We start from the raw sequence: 17208 nt of genomic DNA on the forward strand, positions 1-17208 counted from the left end.
AATGTCCAGCTCCGAGAGAAGTCCTCGTGCGGCCTAAAGATCGATCAAAGTATAGCCGGCGTAACCCCCGCGGGCTATCTCCTGCTCCGCCTCGCAGGGGTGTTCACGACCGATCAACGGTCGATGCTGGGTGGTGAACATGGACTGCAGGCTGAAGCATGGCTGCAAGAAAGGGCCGCTTCGGATGGGAGCGGACACGCCATGGAAGCCCGTCTTATGATAGGGCGGTCAGCGATGAGCGAAGTTGGTGTTGAAGCGGCTGAAGGATTGGGCACGGGCTCTCAAGCTTGACGTTCACGCGCTCTACCTCGCAGCCCGTGACCCCCGAACGCCGTGGTATGCTAAAGCGTTCGCGCTGGCGGTTGCTGCCTACGCTCTCTCGCCCATCGATCTCATCCCGGACTTCATCCCGGTGCTCGGCTACCTCGACGAGGTAATCCTCTTGCCACTGGCTGTCGCGCTAGCCATTCGGCTGGTGCCGCCTGATGTTATGGCCGAGCACCGCGCGGCAGCGATCAAGGCTGAAGGGCGGCCTGTTAGCCGTGTGAGTGCCGCCCTCATTGTAGCGGTGTGGGTGTTGGCGGCGCTGGCGCTGCTCTGGTGGCTGTGGCCGGATGTCTTGCATTAGCCCTGCTGACGGTCTGCGTGCGCCGGGAGGATTAAGGAACGTGCTGTTGGTACGCTCGACTGTTCCTGTGAGGCGCCATCTTCGGTTGGTCGCTGTAACCTGGAGCGTGCTCGATCGCACCTCGCGGGCACGCAGCCTCGGCCTGCTCCTTGGACGTCCCCAGCCCTACGAGCGTGGCCAGCGCTGATGAGGTCGCCCGCGGAGAACCTGGCCTAATTGGAGCTCATCCTTAGGCAGGGCGGCTCAGACCAGGCGCAGCGCGAGGAAGCCCAGCACGATCCCGGCCGCGGTCAGCCCGGCGATCAGGTTCAGCCGTCCCTCGATGAAGCTGCGGGCGGCAGGGCCGTAGCGGCGCAGCAGCCAGGCGAGCAGGAAGAACCGCGCCCCGCGCGTCAGCACGGAGCAGACGAAGAACACCGGCAGGGAGAAATGCGCCGCCCCCGCCGCGATGGTGACGATCTTGTAGGGGATGGGCGTCAGGCCCTTGATCAGGATCACCGCGGCGCCCCAGCGCTCGAACCAGTCGGAGAAGGTTTGCAGCGCGTCGGCATGGCCGTAGGCGGCGAGCACGGGCAGCGCCACCGCCTCGAACAGGAAGGCACCGATCGCGTAGCCCAGCAGCCCGCCCAGCACGGAGGCCACGGTGCACCACAGCGCGTAGTGGTAGGCGCGCTCCGGCCGCGCCAGGCACATCGGGATCAGCAGTGCGTCGGGGGGGATGGGAAAGACGCTGCTTTCCGCGAAGGAGACCGCGGCCAGCGCCGCCCCCGCACGGGGATGGCCGGACAAAGCGAGGGTACGGTCGTACAGGGCGCGCAGCATCGCCGCGGCGCTTCCCATGCTTGGCGGCGCGGCACAAGCCTGAACTGTTCCGGCTCGGCAGGCGGCATAGCGTGAGGCTACAGGTGGCGCTATGGACGGCGATGCGGCGGCAGAGGGGGACCTGTATGCATCCCAATGCGATCATCCACGGGACGCGCGTCTTTGTTGCGCTCCGGAAGGCAGGTCGTGTCCAGCACGACCGCCCACCCGTCTACCACGCTGTCACGCCGTTCTGCCGCATGTCGCTGTGTGCTGACGAACCCGGGGCAGGGTCACACTGGGCCGAACCTCCCGCCGAGGCAGTGACCTGCCCAGCCTGCCTTCGTCGCCTCACGCGATTAGGAGCTGGTTCCCCCGGTTCTTGAAAGCTTGCTGGCTACGTTATCGCAGTAGTGGCCAGTAGCTGATGCTCAGCTCGCGTGCGGGTCGTGCTCAATGGCACCCCGCTGCCGTGCAGCCTCGACCTGCTCCTCGGCCGCGGCCTCCTCCTGCTCAGCGATGGCGTCACGCGTGTGCTGGATGATGGCCAGCAGCTCGGCGTCCGACATCTCCTCGATGCTCTGCCGCGGCGTGACTTCGACTACCTGCTTCTCCCGCCAGCCCGCCCGCGCTTTCATCCAGAAGATCGCTGCCGCCACCGACCCGCCCTCGGTGGCCATGCGGAAGAGTGACTGCCCCACCTTGGCGGTCGCCTCGATCGAGCCGCGGTCCAATTCGCGCCGGAAGTGCCGACGCAAGGTCTTCGGGTCGATCTCCAACAGGGTGGCGATGTCGTCCTGCGGCACGCCGTATCCGGACATGGCGCGGACCGTCTTGCGCTGCTCCTCGGTGGGCTGAAACGCCGCGCCCTGGACCATCTCAGGCCTCCCCCGCGCGCTGGGTGGACACGGTGGCGAAGGTGGCCCCGCTGCCTTCCAGCACCGCCTCCTGGCCGGTGAAGGCCTGCCAGCGTAGCACGGCTACGTCGACGTAGGCCGGCGAGAGCTCGACCGCGTGGCAGGCGCGCCCGCTCATCTCCGCCGCGATCAGCGTGGTGCCGGAGCCGGAGAACGGCTCGTAGACCGCCTGCCCAGCCGAGGAGTTGTTCTCCATCGGCCGGCGCATGCATTCCACCGGCTTCTGCGTGCCGTGGACGGTGTCGGTGTCCTGAGCGCGGCTCGGGATGGACCAGAGGGTGGTCTGCTTGCGATTGCCGGACCAGTGACCCTTGCCGCTGTCGCGCACCGCGTACCAGCAGGGCTCGTGCTGCCAGTGATAGTGCCCGCGTCCCAGCACCAGGCGCTCCTTGGCCCAGATGATCTGGGCGCGGATGCCGAAGCCTGTGGCGGTCAGGCTGTCTGCGACCGTGCCGGCGTGGAGCGCGCCGTGCCAGACGTAGGCGACCTCGCCCGGGAAAAGGGCCCAGGCTTCGCGCCAGTCTGCCCGGTGGTCGTTGAGCACCTTGCCGGTACGGGCCGTCTTGCTGCCCTCCAGCGCCTCGTTACGCCAGGCCGGGTGGTAATCGACCCCGTAGGGTGGGTCGGTGACCATCAGGTGCGGCCTGACACCTCCCAGGGCTGCCTCAACGACGGCCGGGTCCGTGCTATCGCCACAGACCAGGCGGTGGCGCCCCAGGAGCCACGTATCACCCACGGCTGATACGGGCTGCTCCGGCGGGGCAGGGACCTCGTCGGGGTCGGTCAGCCCGGCGCTGGGCTCGGCCAGGAAGCCCGCGATCTCCAGCGGCTCGAAGCCGGTCAGCGCCAGGTCGAAGCTCTCGGCCGAGAGCTCGCCCAGCTCGACCCGGAGCAGTTCCTCATCCCACCCGGCCGAGAGCGCCAGGCGGTTGTCGGCCAGCACGTAGGCCCGGCGCTGGGCAGGCGTGAGGTGGGCCAGCTCCAGCGTGGGCACCTCGGTCATGCCCAGCTGGCGGGCGGCGAGCAGGCGGCCGTGGCCGGCGATCACCCCGCGCTGGCCATCGATGAGGATAGGGTTGGTGAAGCCGAACTCGCGGATGGAGGCGGCGATCTGCGCCACCTGCGCCGGCGAGTGAGTGCGGGCATTGCGGGCGTAGGGCACCAGCTCGGCCACGGGTGCCAGGTTGTAGGGGGGAAACAAGGGGGACGCGGTCAGGGTGCTCATGCGCGCTGTCCCTCGATCAGCCGGGGCCCGGGCTTGCCCTCCACCGGGTCGTTGTCCTCAGCCCCGCCGAACTCGCGGATGACCACCACGACTTTCTGCGGCTCGGGGGGCGCGCCGTTGGGGCCGGACACCTCGACCAGTTGCTTCTCGCGCCAGCCGGCACGCGCCTTGAGCCAGAAGATCGTGGCCGCGATGTTCCCCGGCGTGGTGGCCTGCTGGAACAGGCACTGCGCGACGCGGGCGTTGGCTTCGGTCACCGCGGTGTCGAGCTCGAAGCGGTAGGCCCGGCGCAGGGTGGGCTCGGAGCAGCGGACCACGCGGGCGATGGCGTCCTGCGGGATGCCGTAGGCGGCCATGGTGCGCACGGTGCGGCGCTGTTCTTCGGTCGGCGTGTAGCGCGGCGGGGCCATCAGACGCGGTGCCGCTTGTAGGGCGGGAACGACGAGGCGGCAGTCTCGGGCATCACGGGCGTCCTGCGCAGCGTGTGCCTAGGATACCGGAGGGACGACGTGCAGCGCGATGCGACAGGTTTTCGCGGTGCTTCCTTTGTTTGCTTGTGCAGGGCGGACTTCAGCGATCCGTGCGCCACTCAGCCGCACGGAACTTGGTGCTCGGACGCGGTGATCAGTGCTCCCGCGCGGGGTGAGTGAGCAAGCTCTGCAGGAGCGCCTGCCTCACCAGCGTGACGCCTAGCGGCTGCGGCTCGGCTCCCGCTTCAACGCACACGCGGCGCCCCGTAAGGGCGCGCGAAGGGCGTAGGGGGTATGGGGGATACACCTTCGCCGAACCTTCGCCAGACATTCTGTGTGAGTTCAGCGCATTAGCGGCTACCTTCGCCAACCTTCGCCGGATACTCTCGCCGAACCTTCGCCAAACAAAAACAATGACTTGCAAGTGAACCTTCGCCACCGTGCGGCACGTCGTTAGCCGGTCTGATCCGCCGCCGGCGGCGCTTCCGCCCCGTTCGGCCCGAGCCAGCGCAGCACGCGCAGGCCGCGAGCGTGGGTCTTCGCGTCCGCCAGATCGACGGACAGATAGCGGTTGATGATCCAGTCCTCGGCCAGCTGCGCGGCCTGCTTTTCGGGCACCTGGTGCAGCTTGCGCGCGATGGTGGGGAAGTAGCGGCCGCTGCTCCGCGTCTGCTTCACCAGCGACATCGGCTTGCCGGCATTCCAGGCCTCATCGATCGCGCGGAAGAGGGCACGGATCGTATCCCAGGACGCGCCATCCTCGCGCGCCTCCGACCCCTCCGATCGCAGCACGCCCTCGTGCCACCGCAGCCGTACCTCACCGCCGCGGGCGGCGTAGTTGGCTTTCATGCGCCGCAGCAGGCGGGCGTCCTGGTCCTCGGCATCCGGGCGGTCCAGGTACAGGCGGGAGCGGACCGTGTTGTTCCAAGCGGTGCTGCCGCCGGTACCCTGGCCCGTGGCCAGCCCGGACTGCGACGGATGCGCCAGCAGCAGGACGCCGCAGCGGTGCTGCAGGGCGAGCTTGGCCAGCGACCCGATGAACCACCGGACCTTGCTGCGGTCGTTCTCATTGTCGGGGTACAGGTCGGCTGCCGTGTCCAGCGCCAGGAGGGCCGGCCGGAAGTCCTCGCAAGCGGCCGAGACCTGTTCCGCGAACTCGGTCAGGCTCCGCTGTTCCTTGTCGAAGGACACCATGGCGTTGTCCTCACCCAGCCTGGAGAGCAAGCGCAGATCGGCCAGGTCCGCCATCCGCACCCCGAGCTGGTTGTTGATGGCCTCCTGCCGCCGTTGCAGCTCCTCCTCGGAGTCCTCGCAGAAGATCCCCAGCGCCCGGCCGCCGGACACGTCGATGCCGCACCACGGCAGGTGCAGTGCCATGGAGGTGAGGAGCTGCTGCGCCAGCAGGCTTTTGCCGATCCCGCCATCGCCGTAGAGCGCGGTGACGGCGTTGGCGGGCAGCCAGTCCTGCACCACCCAGCGCCGCGGCGGCGCGAAGCCCTTCCAGTTGCGCGGGTCGATCAGTACGAGCTGCGGTACAGGGCCCTTCTGGGTCCGCGCGCCGTGATCGCGCAGACGCTCCTCTGGGGAGGCGGCGCGCATCACCCTGCCTGCTCCAGCAGATCGGCAAAGTCGTGCTCCGGCGGCGCCGCGACGATGCGGGCGTCGAAGCCGGCGGCGCTCCAGCGCCGGACGCAGGCGGTGGCAGCCTTCAGGCCCACACCGCCATCGTCAGCATCAGCGAAGACGGTGAGGGCGTCGAGGCCGCGCAGCACCGGAAAGGCGGCGATGGCTCCGGCGCTGGTGGCCGCCCAGACAGGGCGCCAGTCGAAGCCCTGCATCACCGCGAGACTGGTCTCGATGCCCTCGGCGATGCCGAGCCCCAGTTCGACCTGCTCATCCGGCACGAGGCGGATCACCCCGGCCCGACCCAGCATCATCTTGGCTTGGCCCGGCGCCTTACCGGTGCCGTCGGCGGCCAGGAAGGTCCGGTGCACGCCGCAGGGAGCGCCCGTCTCTGCCTGGGTCATCAAGGCTACCATGGCGGGCAGCCGCTCCGCACCGCGCGGGCAGGCCGGATGGAAGCGAATGGGCGCACCGGGCGGGATGCTCAGACCCCGTCCCGCGAGGTAGCGCTGCACGGGCGTGTCCAGCGCGTCCTGAGCCTCACTCCACACCCGCCAAGCCAGTGCGCCACTGTCCCGCTCAGGCCGCAGCACAGGTGCCTTCGTGGGTATCAGCGGAGCGGCCTCGGTTGGAACCGTCTCCGACACCACCGGCTGGTGCAGGCGCGCGATGCCGAGCCAGTTGAGAGCCCAGCTGTAGGCGTCGCGCATCGAGGTGCGGCGGAGGTGCGCCACGAGCGCCAGCGCATCTCCATACTCGCCCGCCTCGTGGTCTTTCCACTTTCCGCGCTTCTCGCCGGACACCCAGACCTGCAGGCTGCCGCGAGAGCGGAAGCGCCAAACCAGATCGGAGCGGTGGCTCGGCTCCTCGCCCACCAGCGCGTCCGTCAAATCACGGATGCGGTCCGCCAGCATGGCGGCGAGCGCAGTAGCGCTGGGCAGGGGCGGCCTATCCATCGGTGCGCTCCGCAGCGATACAGCCATCGGCGCGGCTCACTTCGGGAGCCCGCGGGCGAAGCGCTCGGCCGGGCTCAGTGCCTGCTCAGCCTGGGCCTGGGTGGTGCGACGCTGCTCCGCCTCGTAGGACTCGACGTCCTCCAACCGGTAGGCGACGCTGCCGCCGAGCTTAAGGTAGGCGGGACCCTGGTTCAGCCACCGCCAGCGTTCGAGCGTGCGCGGGCTGATGCACCAGCGGCGGGCCAGATCGGTCTGGTTCAAGTGCTTGATGGTCATCGCGTTTCTCCTCGCGTCCTGTCGCAGGACCGCGGCGAAGATCGCGGCGAGGGCTCCAGAAATGCGCCCCGCAAACCGCCAGAAAAACCGACAGAAATTCGGCTTAGGGCTCGAAGCCCCAGCCTCCATCGCGGGTCTTGAGGTAGGGCGACAACTCCTTCCAACGCTTCGCGCCGAACAGCCGGTCGAGGCCGCGAAGGTCCGTCAGGTCGCTCGCCCGTAGCCGGCGGCCCGCGTGGTAGGCCGCGACCAGCTTACCGATGGCCGCGATGTGCTGCGGCGAGCGAAAGACCATCGGCTCGCCACCGTTGATCACCAGGACGCGCCCGTCGGGCGAGAGGTCGACGGGGCTGATGCTGGTCGGTGTCGTCACACCTCCCAGTCGCGCTTCCAGAATGCCGGGGGAGATGGCGAGCGCGTCGGAGTTGGCGAGCACGTCGCGCACCGAGACGATCTGTGTGCCAGGAAAGGCGACCTCCTCCAGTCCCTCACGTCTGGTGCTGGTCAGGAGGATACACAGGTGCGGATGGGGCCGAGCGGCGATGGCTGTCTCAACTCGCCGGCGCACCTCGCGGCCGCCGAGCCGCCGCACGAACCAGATCGGCTGCTTGTGCGCTCGTCGGCCGAGGCGAGCCTCACCCAGCTCCCACGCGAGCCCCTCGACCTGCACGGTCGGTTGCCAGCGCGCGGGGAGGTCGAGTTCGGCAGCGATCGCGGCGAGGGCGACGGCCACGTCGACGCGGCGGCGCAGCAGCCTCTCCGGTGGCACCAACACCGGCCCTGACGTCGGGCTGAAGCTAGCGAGGCCGCCCAGCGTGTCCGACCAGAACAGCGACACGGGAACGTCGTCATCGTCGCCCGGCACCGCCGCGACATCCTCGTGGCCGTCCGGCACCAGCAACCCCGCGCTGACCAGCAGCGGCACCTCGTCCGGGTGCATCTCGGCTGCGGCACCCGAGATGAAGAGCTCGCGCTGCTCCAGGAGCGTGAGCAGGAGTGCGACCGCGCCCGATGTCAGGGTGGCCGCTGGCATCTCAGAGGTCCCGCAGCAATCCCCAGCGACGTAGGTACTTCTCGCCCACCAGCCGTTCCCGCTCGGTCCGGTCCTTGAGGTCGCAACCCTTCGGCATGGAAATCCGCACCGGCAGCGTCCGCCGGCCACGCCGCCCCGGTGTGCCGCGGAAGGTGATGGTGAACTGCGCCTGAACGAGCAGGTAGTTCTCGAACCGCTGCCCCTGGTCGCGCAGTCGCTCCTCGGCCATCTGCCAGATGCTGCGGTCCGAACCGCGGCGGCACTCCAGCGTGATGCGCTCGCCCTGGCTGCCGTAGGGCATCAGGCGTAGCTGGCCGACCCGCACCGCCTCGATGCCGTCCTCGGGGTCGCTAGGAAAGGCGAAGGGCTCGCGTAGCCGCTCCAGGCTGTACTGCCGCACCCGCAACCGGTCGCCGACGAAGAGGCTGCCGAGCAGGTGAGTGGCAAACAGCCGCACCAGCTCCTCCCGCGTCTCCGCGACGGGCGCTACCACCTCGACGGTGCCGTTCTCCGGCTCGTAGGTGAGTGCCGCCTCGATCACCGGTCGCCAGGGCCGCCGATCGAGCCTGCCGTCCACGAACTCGCGGATGTCGCCGGCCCGGCCCTCGCGGTAGATGGCGACCTGCACCAGTGCGGTGTCGTCACCGCCGAGGACCGGGCGGGCCCGGTCGCAGATCTCGACGTGGACGTTGCGGCTGTCGAAGCGCGCGGCGATGGCCTGCTGGAAGGCCTGCAGTGCCGCTCCCTCGCGCGCCACGCTGCAGTCGCGCTGCAGCACGAAGCCCTCCCACAGCCGCCCGAACCGCTTGTCGTCGGCGTAGCGGACCTCCTCGGCATGGCTGAAACCTGCCGGGTCGTACTGGAACATCCAGAGGGCGCGGGCATGGGCGTTCTCGAGGTCGTCCAGGACGGCACCCGCGGTAGTCACCGAATACAGCGCGGCCTCGCCGGCCTCATCCGCCATCACTCCGACCCGGTCGGCGTCGGTGAGGAGCTTGTTCCTGACATCGTCATCCAACGCGTCCACGGCCTGCAGGAGCGGCGTGACGACGGCGTTAGCCGGCCCATCCCACGGCAGCTCGGGGAAAGGCGTCCCGAGCGAAGCGAAGTAGCTGCGGAGCGCGGCGGGCGGGGTACTACGCAGGAACTGGGCAACAGTCGGCATGGCGCTGGGGGCTCCGACACGGGGTGGCGAATCGGGCCCGGGGGGAAGGCCCACACCATCTGAGCGGATCGGGGTTCACGTTTCTACTTTGTTCTACTCTCCCTTTCGCTAGATGATTGTTTTTGCTATTATCGCTTCTCAGTGAGCCCGATCATGCCTGCGAACATGACGAGCTTGACCCCCAACCCCCACCTCGCCCCGCACCTGCGCGAGGTCAGCGCCATCCTGGCCACCGGGCTCCTGCGGCTCCGTGCCCACACTGCCGAGGAACTCGCCCGCGACGCGGCCCAGGCCCGGGAGCGGGGAGAGAGTTCGCTACACATCTCCGCCGAACAGAGCGGTGGTGCAGCTGTCCAAACCCGGAGAGCCGCATGACCCGACGCCGTTCCACCCCAGCCCCGGAGGTGGTTCCCGTGCCGCCCCAGCCGGTGCTGCCCACCATCCCGCCGGCGGACGTGCTGGGCCGCCTGGCAGCGCTGCGGACCGCCTCCACGCCGGCCCTGAAGCAGCAGTGGCGCGAGCTGTTCGGCGAGGCACCGCCCCGGTTCCACCCGCGCACCTACCTGCAGAGCCGGCTGGCCTACCGCATCCAGGAGCTCGCCTACGGTGGCCTGAAGCAGGAAACCATCGACCGCCTGGTTGCGCTCGGCGAGCAGCTGGACGGCGGCAACGTGGTGCTGCGGCGCATCCGGGCCGACCATCGCCCGCTACCCGGCACTCGGCTGCTGCGGGAGTGGGCTGGCGTGGAGCACGCAGTCACGGTGCTGGCCGACGGCTTCGAGTGGGAGGGCAGGCCCTACCAGTCGCTCTCGGCCATCGCGCGGGCCATCACGGGGACGCGCTGGAACGGCTGGACCTTCTTCGGGCTGAAGGGGAGGGCAGGGGCATGAGCCGGCGAGCTAAGGGTGGCGCTGCCCTCACCACCGCCTCCGCGGCGCCCGCCCCGGTGCGCCGGCTGCGCTGCGCCGTCTACACTCGCAAGAGCACCGAGGAGGGGCTGGAGCAGGCCTTTAACAGCCTCGATGCCCAGCGCGACAGCTGCGAGGCCTATGTCGCCAGCCAGCGTGCCGAGGGCTGGACGCTGGTGCCGGACCGCTACGACGACGGCGGTGTCTCCGGTGCCACCCTGGAGCGCCCGGCCCTGCGGCGCCTGCTGGCCGACATCGAGCGCGGCTTGGTGGACGTGGTGGTGGTGTACAAGATCGACCGCCTCAGCCGGGCGCTGATGGACTTCGCCAGGCTGGTGGAGCTGTTCGACGCCCACCGGGTCACCTTCGTGTCCGTCACCCAGAGCTTCAACACCACGACCTCCATGGGGCGGCTGACGCTCAACATCCTGCTCTCGTTCGCGCAGTTCGAGCGCGAGGTGATCGGGGAGCGGATCCGGGACAAGTTCGCCGCCTCGCGCGCCCGGGGCATCTGGATGGGTGGCAAGGTGCCGCTGGGCTACGACGTGCGCGAGCGCAAGCTGGTGGTGAACGAGGTCGAGGCGGCCACGGTCCGGCGGGTGTTCGAGGGTTTCGCGGAGGTGCAGTCCGCGACCACCCTGGCCCGGCAGCTGCGGGCAGAGGGGCTGACCAGCAAGTCGGGTCGGCTGCTGGACAAGGGCGACATCTACAAGCTGCTGCAGAACCGGACCTACCTGGGTGAGGCGACGCACAAGGGGCAGAGCTTCCCGGGCGAGCACCGGGGCATCATCCCGCGCGAGCTGTGGGACCGGGTGCATGCGGTGCTGGCGACTAGCCCACGGGCACGGGGCAACAGCAACCGCCACCAGAGCCCCGCCCTCCTCAAGGGCCTGATCTACGGGGCGGATGGGCGTGCGATGTCGCCCACGCACACGTGGCGGCGCGGGCGGCTGTACCGCTACTACGTCAGCCAAGGCGCGCTGAAGGGCACGCAGGCCGGCCAGGGACCCGACGCTACCCTGGTGCGGCGCATCTCGGCCGCGGAGATCGAGGCGGCGGTGGTCACCCAGGTGCGGGCGCTGCTGTGCCAGCCGGAGGTGATCGTGGGCACCTGGGCGGCGGCGCGGGCGAGCGACCCCGGGCTGACCGAGGGTGAGGTGCGGGGTGCACTGGGCAGCCTGGAGCCGCTGTGGGGCGAGCTGTTCCCGGCGGAGCAGGCGCGGATCATCGGGCTGCTGGTGGAGCGGGTGACGGTGTCAGCGAGCGGGGCGGACATCCGGCTACGGGTGGCGGGACTGGCCAGCCTGGTGCGGGACCTGAGGGCGGGTAGGGTGGCGGTGCTGGAGGAGGCGGCATGAGCGGCGCCGAGCACGGCAGCGCCGCCAGCCCCACCCCGGGCAGCATCACGGTGCAGGTGCCGCTGGCGGTGCGGCGCCGGCCGGGGCGCAAGACGATCGTCACGCCGGCGGGCGTCAGCACCTCCGCAGCCGGCGCCACGCCCACTGTCGTCCGCACTCAGGCAGACCCGGCGCTGGTGAAGGCGCTGGCGCGTGCGCACCGCTGGAAGCGGCTACTGGATGAGGGGCGGTACGCCTCACTCACCGAGCTTGCCGCGGCGGAGAAGCTGGAGCGCGGGTTCCTGGGGCGGCTGCTGCAGCTGACGCTGCTCGCGCCGGATGTCGTGGAGGCGATCCTGGACGGGCGGCAGGCGGCTGGTGTGGGACTGCCCAGGCTGATGGAGCCGTTCCCGACCAACTGGGCCGAGCAGCACTACGCGCTCGGCCTCAGCACACCACCAGCAACGGAAGGACACCAAGGATGAACCGGATCACCTTCACCGTCGACGAGAATGGCCATTTTGTGCGTATCTGTGCCGATGAAGAGGTCGATGCCTTCATCGTGGACCCGAACGTACCACGGGATCGCGTGTACCAGTGGAGCTCTCTGAGGGTGCGACGAGATGCTGTGGAGCAGGAGATCGGTGGCTGGCCGATCAGCGACAGGTACAGTCAGCCATTCAGTCATGAGAAAGCGAAAGTTGGTTGAGTGGCTCCGGGCTCCGTGGACAGAACGGTAACCCTCAGCACTGAATGCCCTCAGGCCGACTGCCGGCCCGGCACTGGTGAAGGCGCCGGCGAGAGCGCACCACTGGAAGCGGCTGCTGGAGGAGGTGCGGTACGCGTCACTGATGGAGCTGGTTAAGGCGGAGAGGCTGGAACGCAGCTTCCTCGGGCGGCTGCCGCAGCTGACGCTGATCGCGCCGGACGTCGTGGACGGCATTCTCGATGGCTGTCAGACGCCGGGAATAGGGCTGCCACGGGTCATGGACCCACTTCCGACTAGTTGGACCGAGCAGCACGAAGCGCTTGGCCTCAGCACACCATCGGCAACGGAGTACATTGGGAATGAACCGGATCACCCGCACCATCTAGGAGAACGCGAGTCCCGTGCGAACCTGCGCTCGCTGAGAGTAGGATTTCTGCTATGGCCTCGATAGGCGTGCGAGAGCGGGCGTACTTGTCGCATTGGAGAGTGGCTGCGTGATTCAACATGTGCACGCTGATTATGCTCCTCCTCGATCTTGGGAACAATTTGAGGAGCTGTGTGCCGACATTTTTCAAGCGGCATGGTGTGATCCGGCGCTGGTACGTCATGGTCGTGCGGGTCAACGCCAGAGTGGGGTGGATATAGTTGGCCGTAATGGCGCGCTCTATCCAATTGGCCTGCAATGCAAGCGGCGCTCAGTATGGCCGGTGAGTAAAATAACTACCAAGCAGATTGACAAAGAAGTCGAAGACGCTCTGAGCTTCGATCCCTCTCTCAAAGCATTTTATATCCTGACAACTGCGCCCGACGACGCAAGCTTGCTCAAACATGTCCGGACGATCAATCGGCGGCACGCTCAGAGTGGGCTGTTCGAGGTGGTATTGCTCGGCTGGAATGAAATTGTTCGTCGAGCGACACTCGATCGGAATGTAGCGGAGAAGCACTTCGGCCTTGCAGGGGGTGACACACCCCGCTCGCCTTTGATCGCGACTTGGATGATGTCAAACGGGACGCTGGAGAAGACTGGTGATGAGCTTGCGCTTAGCGTTCGCGAATTGGTTCAGGACCTACATGATTGGCCTACTGGCCGCATTGTTATTCGACAACGGGAAAGCGACAGTCTTCTTCAAAAAATACGGGCCTTTGATGGTAGATTGCTCTCAACCCATGATCGAAAAAGACGGGTCACCCTTCGGGAACAACTTCGGGCGCTGACCGACGCTGAAGAGATGGCTGCACGAGCCGTGAAATTGATGCTTGCGGATCCTGATGTGTCAGTTTGGCTGCTAAAAGTTTGGAAGGACGATGCGACAACCGCGATCGAGTCCTTTATCAATAACCACCTCGGGCAATCGGTTCGTAAAACGCCTGCCGACACCGTTTACCTTCGAATGTCACCGCCCAACGCTCCTGATCGACGCTGTGCAGATATTTTGTCCGCGCAAGACGTGTCGTCTCTGCAGGAAATCATGGAACGTCGGACAACTATGTTCGGTAAGCCGCTTACCGAAACGGTCGACGAATTGCCGCCTGAGACACGAGCTCGGGTCGCAATACCCAGAATAGTCCGTGGAATCTTCGAATTCATGAACGAGGATCGTCTCAGTTGGGAGCAGATCCGATTGATGGGAGCCTTAGATCTCGGGCGATGGAGTATAACGATTGCTTAGTGATCAGCGCTAAGCGCACCGGTCGTTACAGCTGTTCGGGCAGTGTACATGTTCGCAGCTGCCCTGGAGCTGGGAACATGGCATAAGATGCGCTGAGAGCGGTGAGGCCTTGGTCAGGCAAGCAGTGCCAGGGGTCGGGCGCCGCTCACGGCGCACCAGGGGACCGCCTCGGAAGCACGTCTGAACAGACCGTGTTGTCACACCAACCACCATCCCGTGTGATAGCTACGCGAGCAACACCTGAACTGCTGACGAGGGAAGTTTGCATCCTCCTCTCGTATCGCTTGCTGGACGGGGAACGCGGGAACCCCTACGCTCTCTCCAGATTAGGAGCGAGTTGGGCAGCTTGCTGCATGGATAGTTACCTGGAAATTGCTAGAAAGGTTCTCCACTCAGCTCGTCAACCTTTGAGTGCGCGCCAGATCCTAAAGTCTGCCTACCAACTCCAAATCGTTCCACGTGACCTCTACGGGCGAACCCAGCACAAGACGCTTCAAGCGCGGCTTTCATCGGACATACTTGAGTTGCGGTTTAAGAGCGAGTTCTGTCGCACTGGACCAGGGCGTTTCTTTCTTCGCGAACTTCTTGCGAATTATGCTGCCCCAACGGGTTCGCAACGAGAGTACATTGCGCCTCTGCGTGCTGCACAGTTGGGCCGTTTTGACGTGCTCGCTTTTCCGCGCACCGACATAGCCAGCTTAGTTTTACGTGATGCGGCCCGATTCTCTGTCGCCGCCCTGATGACAGTACCTCGGCACTACACCCGCATGGAAGCTGTTCGTCGCAAGGGACAGCTTCTTCCCTTCCGCTTTCTCATTGTCCTTGTAAATGATGGCCGCGTGGCGCTGAACCAGAAGTCATCGGCGGCAGATGGCGATCTTCGAAAAGAGGGGGTGCTCGGCGTCGAGGGAGTAGTGCGACGCGATGATCATTCTTTGTTTTCTGTTGACGAGATAGGACTGTCAGATGCGGCAGTGCGCACGTTAATTCAGTATTTGGGCCTACCACGGACCCTGCTCGCGGAGCTTGAAAAAGCTTCCCGCTGGTCGACTCCGATCGTGCTCTACGAAACTAACGAAGCACAGGCGTCCGACGATCTTATTACTCTTCTCTGCTTTCGCTGCTCGGGGATTCCTGAGATCATTGCGGCAATCGACGAACTGGCGAGTTCCGAATGGTTGGATCTTCCTGTTAGAGCGAATGATCTAAGCCGGTTTGGCCGATGGTCAGCGCGATTGATCAGCGACGCTTCGCTCCAACTTGCTGTGTGCACTTGATTATACGAGTTCAAGAACTTCCCTGAATGGCAATCGTTCGAGAAGGCTAGCAAGCGTTCTCATGCCAAGTGGACGCCAGTTGTCATCTGCCTTAGAGGGGTCAGCCTTGTCTGAGATGGCGCGTAGCATGGAAATCGGAATACGCAGCCGCTCAGCAGCAGCGCAAACGCCTCCAGCTTCCATTTCCACGCCGAGCAGTTTCCGATCACCTCCCTGACCCTCGATCATAAGATTCCGCCATTCCTTACTGGAAACGACCTCATCAGAGCTTGCCATCGGCCCTGAGTGAACTGATGGCCTTCGATCTTTAGGCCATCCCAGCTGTACCGCCTCATTCGACCAAGCATCAATGTCGAAAAGATGTGAATGCATAACCCGCGTAAGCCCGTCGTGCATCCGAGTGTCCTCCCGCCGGAAATTCGGCGAGGCGCCCTCTTTTTCATCCACAACTTTTCGGAGTGCTAAGTCTACGACCTTAGTGGCACACACAATATGTCCTACAGTACTGCCGTTTTCCTCAAAGCCCCCAGCTATGCCCACAATAAGAATAAGCTTCGGGGGGCTATTACGTTTTGATAGGTAAACAGACATCGCGACTGCCGCCGCGACGCGCCCCATGTTTCGAGGGCACACTACGTCGACTGCAACATCCCCTAAAATTCCACTCGCCTCTGGTGTTGAGGGCCTTTTAGTTAGCTTCAGATGACGCGCTAGGACATCTAACTCTTCCTCGAGAGCAACAAACAAAACGAGCTTGGGTTCGTCTGTCATGACAGGATTGACCTTTTTCATCCTTGCGCGTTGTGGAGAGATTTGGCCTCTTACCGATAGACCATGCTCGCGATTGAGCTTATCAGCTGCCTCGTCAAGCACACTCGCAAGTTCGTTAATCTCAATCGGAATCGCATCGAACAGACTAAGCCGCCGTGAAGGAAGCGAACTCCAATCGTACCGGATGGCGCCACGTGCACGTCCAGCGTGGAATTTAAGGTTGCTTTCGGTTGTGCTTGTGGCTGCAACCCCCGTATACGCGTCCATGAATGCAATGAAGCCGGGCTGCTTCCGTAGCGCCACTATCAGCTCAGCAGGAGCATCGAGAATAATATCACGGAGCTCAAATGCATCAAGAAATGCGCTCAGTCGACGGTAGCTATAAATATTTTCGTCGCGTGGTAGAAGAAAGTCACGCGCGATGTGTGGAATTTCTGTAAGAGCAATTAGCTTGAACTCCGAACAGTACTGCTGAAAGTAGATATGTTGGAGCACGTCGCGGAGTTCTGTCGATGCTGCTCTCACTTCATTTGGCAATTGCGGCGCAATAGCCGACCAAGTCAGAGCAGTTCCTTGTTCATTGATATCGGCTGGAATCCTTGCAATTAATTCGATGTGGGCCGGCAGAAGAACTCGCTTGGCGGGCTTCCAAACTTTATGGCCGCTCTCCGCGCCACCTCTCCACTCCTCGAGAATACTCTCGGTAATGCGGGTGCGGCGCCCGATAATGCCTGTTGCGTTCTCGCCAAGAAATCCTATCCGAGTATCGCTGAACAGACCAGAGTAACGATTTCGCATCATTTCATAGCCGACGCGTTTCTTTTCCGCGAATTCAGCAAGGCTGCTTTCGCGCATTGGGAATTGGATAAGCGCTTCAGTTAGATAGGCACGCTGATTCTCGACCAGCTCGAACACGATTTGATCTTCAACTATGAAGCCGGGGGGGGCAATGCAGCGATCCTCGCATAGTACTATCGCTGCATTCAACGCTCGGCGAAGCAGCGCTCGATGCCGTTCGCTCGTCAACGTCGTATAGACGCCGAAGATTTCGCGAGTGTCTCTGTTCAGGAAGTGGAGAAAAATGTTGCGGCGCAAGGCGTACCTAGACCACAAGCCCAGTCAGAAGGGTCGGAAGCTGAGATATCTCTCCATCATTACGGATTTCATAATCCACTTCTGCGTCGTCTAACTCCACTTCGGATCTATGATAGCCATCGGTCTCGATATTGAACACCTGACCACGGGCTTTCAGGCGGCGCAGCCGCGTTTCGTCCGCTGCAACAATCCGGATGACCCTGCATCCTAGATCACGTGCAATGGATAGGTCGTCCCGAAACCGGAGAGCGTCGATGACGAAACCATCATTTGAGGGGATACCGCGCAGAGCTGCGCGAAGAAAGATGCTGGGGTCGATAGGCGTGAGTGCGTCGTCGAGCAACTGA

17 protein-coding genes and 1 pseudogene are annotated in these 17208 nt (G+C 64.9%); 7 read left to right on the forward strand and 11 right to left on the reverse strand.

Going from position 1 to position 17208, the window contains the following annotated elements; all coding sequences use genetic code 11:
• Nucleotides 1–247 precede the first annotated feature (247 nt).
• Nucleotides 248–628: pseudogene (locus tag ACLIBK_RS16005) on the forward strand (YkvA family protein); the annotation flags it as partial.
• 243 nt (nucleotides 629–871) lie between these two features.
• Here the strand turns inward: ACLIBK_RS16005 and ACLIBK_RS16010 are convergent.
• The 9 genes from ACLIBK_RS16010 to ACLIBK_RS16050 all read right to left on the reverse strand — a co-directional run bounded on the left by ACLIBK_RS16010 (nucleotide 872) and on the right by ACLIBK_RS16050 (nucleotide 8947).
• On the reverse strand, nucleotides 872–1450 hold the full coding sequence (locus ACLIBK_RS16010) for a YqaA family protein (protein ID WP_415388284.1): 579 nt from the start codon (nucleotides 1448–1450) through the stop codon (nucleotides 872–874).
• Between the two features lie 410 nt (nucleotides 1451–1860).
• Complete coding sequence (locus ACLIBK_RS16015) at nucleotides 1861–2307, reverse strand: hypothetical protein (RefSeq protein ID WP_415388285.1); 447 nt, start codon at nucleotides 2305–2307, stop codon at nucleotides 1861–1863.
• Nucleotide 2308: 1 nt separating this feature from the next.
• Entirely contained in the window at nucleotides 2309–3571 is a 1263-nt protein-coding gene (locus ACLIBK_RS16020) for a site-specific DNA-methyltransferase (RefSeq protein WP_415388286.1), read from the reverse strand.
• A complete protein-coding gene (locus ACLIBK_RS16025) occupies nucleotides 3568–3981 on the reverse strand; it encodes a hypothetical protein (protein ID WP_415388287.1) in 414 nt (137 codons plus the stop codon). The genes ACLIBK_RS16020 and ACLIBK_RS16025 overlap by 4 nt, the downstream gene beginning before the upstream one ends.
• A gap of 513 nt (nucleotides 3982–4494) precedes the next feature.
• Nucleotides 4495–5640 carry an AAA family ATPase gene (locus ACLIBK_RS16030; RefSeq protein ID WP_415388288.1) on the reverse strand — a complete coding sequence of 382 codons (1146 nt, stop codon included), beginning with the start codon at nucleotides 5638–5640 and terminating at the stop codon, nucleotides 4495–4497.
• Nucleotides 5640–6578 (reverse strand): toprim domain-containing protein, encoded by a 939-nt coding sequence (locus ACLIBK_RS16035; protein ID WP_415388289.1) that lies wholly within the window; start codon nucleotides 6576–6578, stop codon nucleotides 5640–5642. The genes ACLIBK_RS16030 and ACLIBK_RS16035 overlap by 1 nt, the downstream gene beginning before the upstream one ends.
• Before the next feature lie 78 nt (nucleotides 6579–6656).
• Nucleotides 6657–6896, reverse strand: coding sequence for a helix-turn-helix transcriptional regulator (locus tag ACLIBK_RS16040; protein ID WP_415388290.1), 240 nt, complete (start codon nucleotides 6894–6896; stop codon nucleotides 6657–6659).
• Nucleotides 6897–6999: 103 nt separating this feature from the next.
• Complete coding sequence (locus ACLIBK_RS16045) at nucleotides 7000–7929, reverse strand: hypothetical protein (RefSeq protein WP_415388291.1); 930 nt, start codon at nucleotides 7927–7929, stop codon at nucleotides 7000–7002.
• 1 nt (nucleotide 7930) lies between these two features.
• A complete protein-coding gene (locus ACLIBK_RS16050) occupies nucleotides 7931–8947 on the reverse strand; it encodes a hypothetical protein (protein WP_415388292.1) in 1017 nt (338 codons plus the stop codon).
• A gap of 518 nt (nucleotides 8948–9465) precedes the next feature.
• Here ACLIBK_RS16050 and ACLIBK_RS16055 point away from each other — a divergent pair.
• From ACLIBK_RS16055 to ACLIBK_RS16080, 6 genes are all read left to right on the forward strand, one after another.
• Nucleotides 9466–9984 (forward strand): DUF2924 domain-containing protein, encoded by a 519-nt coding sequence (locus ACLIBK_RS16055; protein ID WP_415388293.1) that lies wholly within the window; start codon nucleotides 9466–9468, stop codon nucleotides 9982–9984.
• Nucleotides 9981–11360 (forward strand): recombinase family protein, encoded by a 1380-nt coding sequence (locus ACLIBK_RS16060; protein ID WP_415388294.1) that lies wholly within the window; start codon nucleotides 9981–9983, stop codon nucleotides 11358–11360. The genes ACLIBK_RS16055 and ACLIBK_RS16060 overlap by 4 nt, the downstream gene beginning before the upstream one ends.
• Nucleotides 11357–11824: a hypothetical protein gene (locus ACLIBK_RS16065; RefSeq protein ID WP_415388295.1), complete on the forward strand. Its 468-nt coding sequence runs from the start codon at nucleotides 11357–11359 to the stop codon at nucleotides 11822–11824. The genes ACLIBK_RS16060 and ACLIBK_RS16065 overlap by 4 nt, the downstream gene beginning before the upstream one ends.
• On the forward strand, nucleotides 11821–12048 hold the full coding sequence (locus ACLIBK_RS16070; protein WP_415388296.1) for a hypothetical protein: 228 nt from the start codon (nucleotides 11821–11823) through the stop codon (nucleotides 12046–12048). The genes ACLIBK_RS16065 and ACLIBK_RS16070 overlap by 4 nt, the downstream gene beginning before the upstream one ends.
• 494 nt (nucleotides 12049–12542) lie before the next feature.
• On the forward strand, nucleotides 12543–13718 hold the full coding sequence (locus tag ACLIBK_RS16075) for a hypothetical protein (RefSeq protein WP_415388297.1): 1176 nt from the start codon (nucleotides 12543–12545) through the stop codon (nucleotides 13716–13718).
• Nucleotides 13719–14071: 353 nt separating this feature from the next.
• Complete coding sequence (locus ACLIBK_RS16080; protein WP_415388298.1) at nucleotides 14072–14995, forward strand: winged helix-turn-helix domain-containing protein; 924 nt, start codon at nucleotides 14072–14074, stop codon at nucleotides 14993–14995.
• On the opposite strand, the gene ACLIBK_RS16085 is transcribed toward ACLIBK_RS16080, so the two are convergent.
• Both ACLIBK_RS16085 and ACLIBK_RS16090 read right to left on the reverse strand, forming a co-directional pair.
• The gene (locus ACLIBK_RS16085; RefSeq protein WP_415388299.1) at nucleotides 14996–16681 is read right to left on the reverse strand and encodes a hypothetical protein; all 1686 of its coding nucleotides are present in this window, start codon (nucleotides 16679–16681) and stop codon (nucleotides 14996–14998) included. It abuts the gene before it with no gap.
• A gap of 187 nt (nucleotides 16682–16868) precedes the next feature.
• The gene (locus tag ACLIBK_RS16090) at nucleotides 16869–17204 is read right to left on the reverse strand and encodes a hypothetical protein (protein ID WP_415388300.1); all 336 of its coding nucleotides are present in this window, start codon (nucleotides 17202–17204) and stop codon (nucleotides 16869–16871) included.
• Between the last annotated feature and the right edge of the window lie 4 nt (nucleotides 17205–17208).

Origin of the sequence: Roseomonas sp. BN140053, from assembly GCF_047690175.1 — a bacterium.
Taxonomy (GTDB): domain Bacteria; phylum Pseudomonadota; class Alphaproteobacteria; order Acetobacterales; family Acetobacteraceae; genus Roseomonas.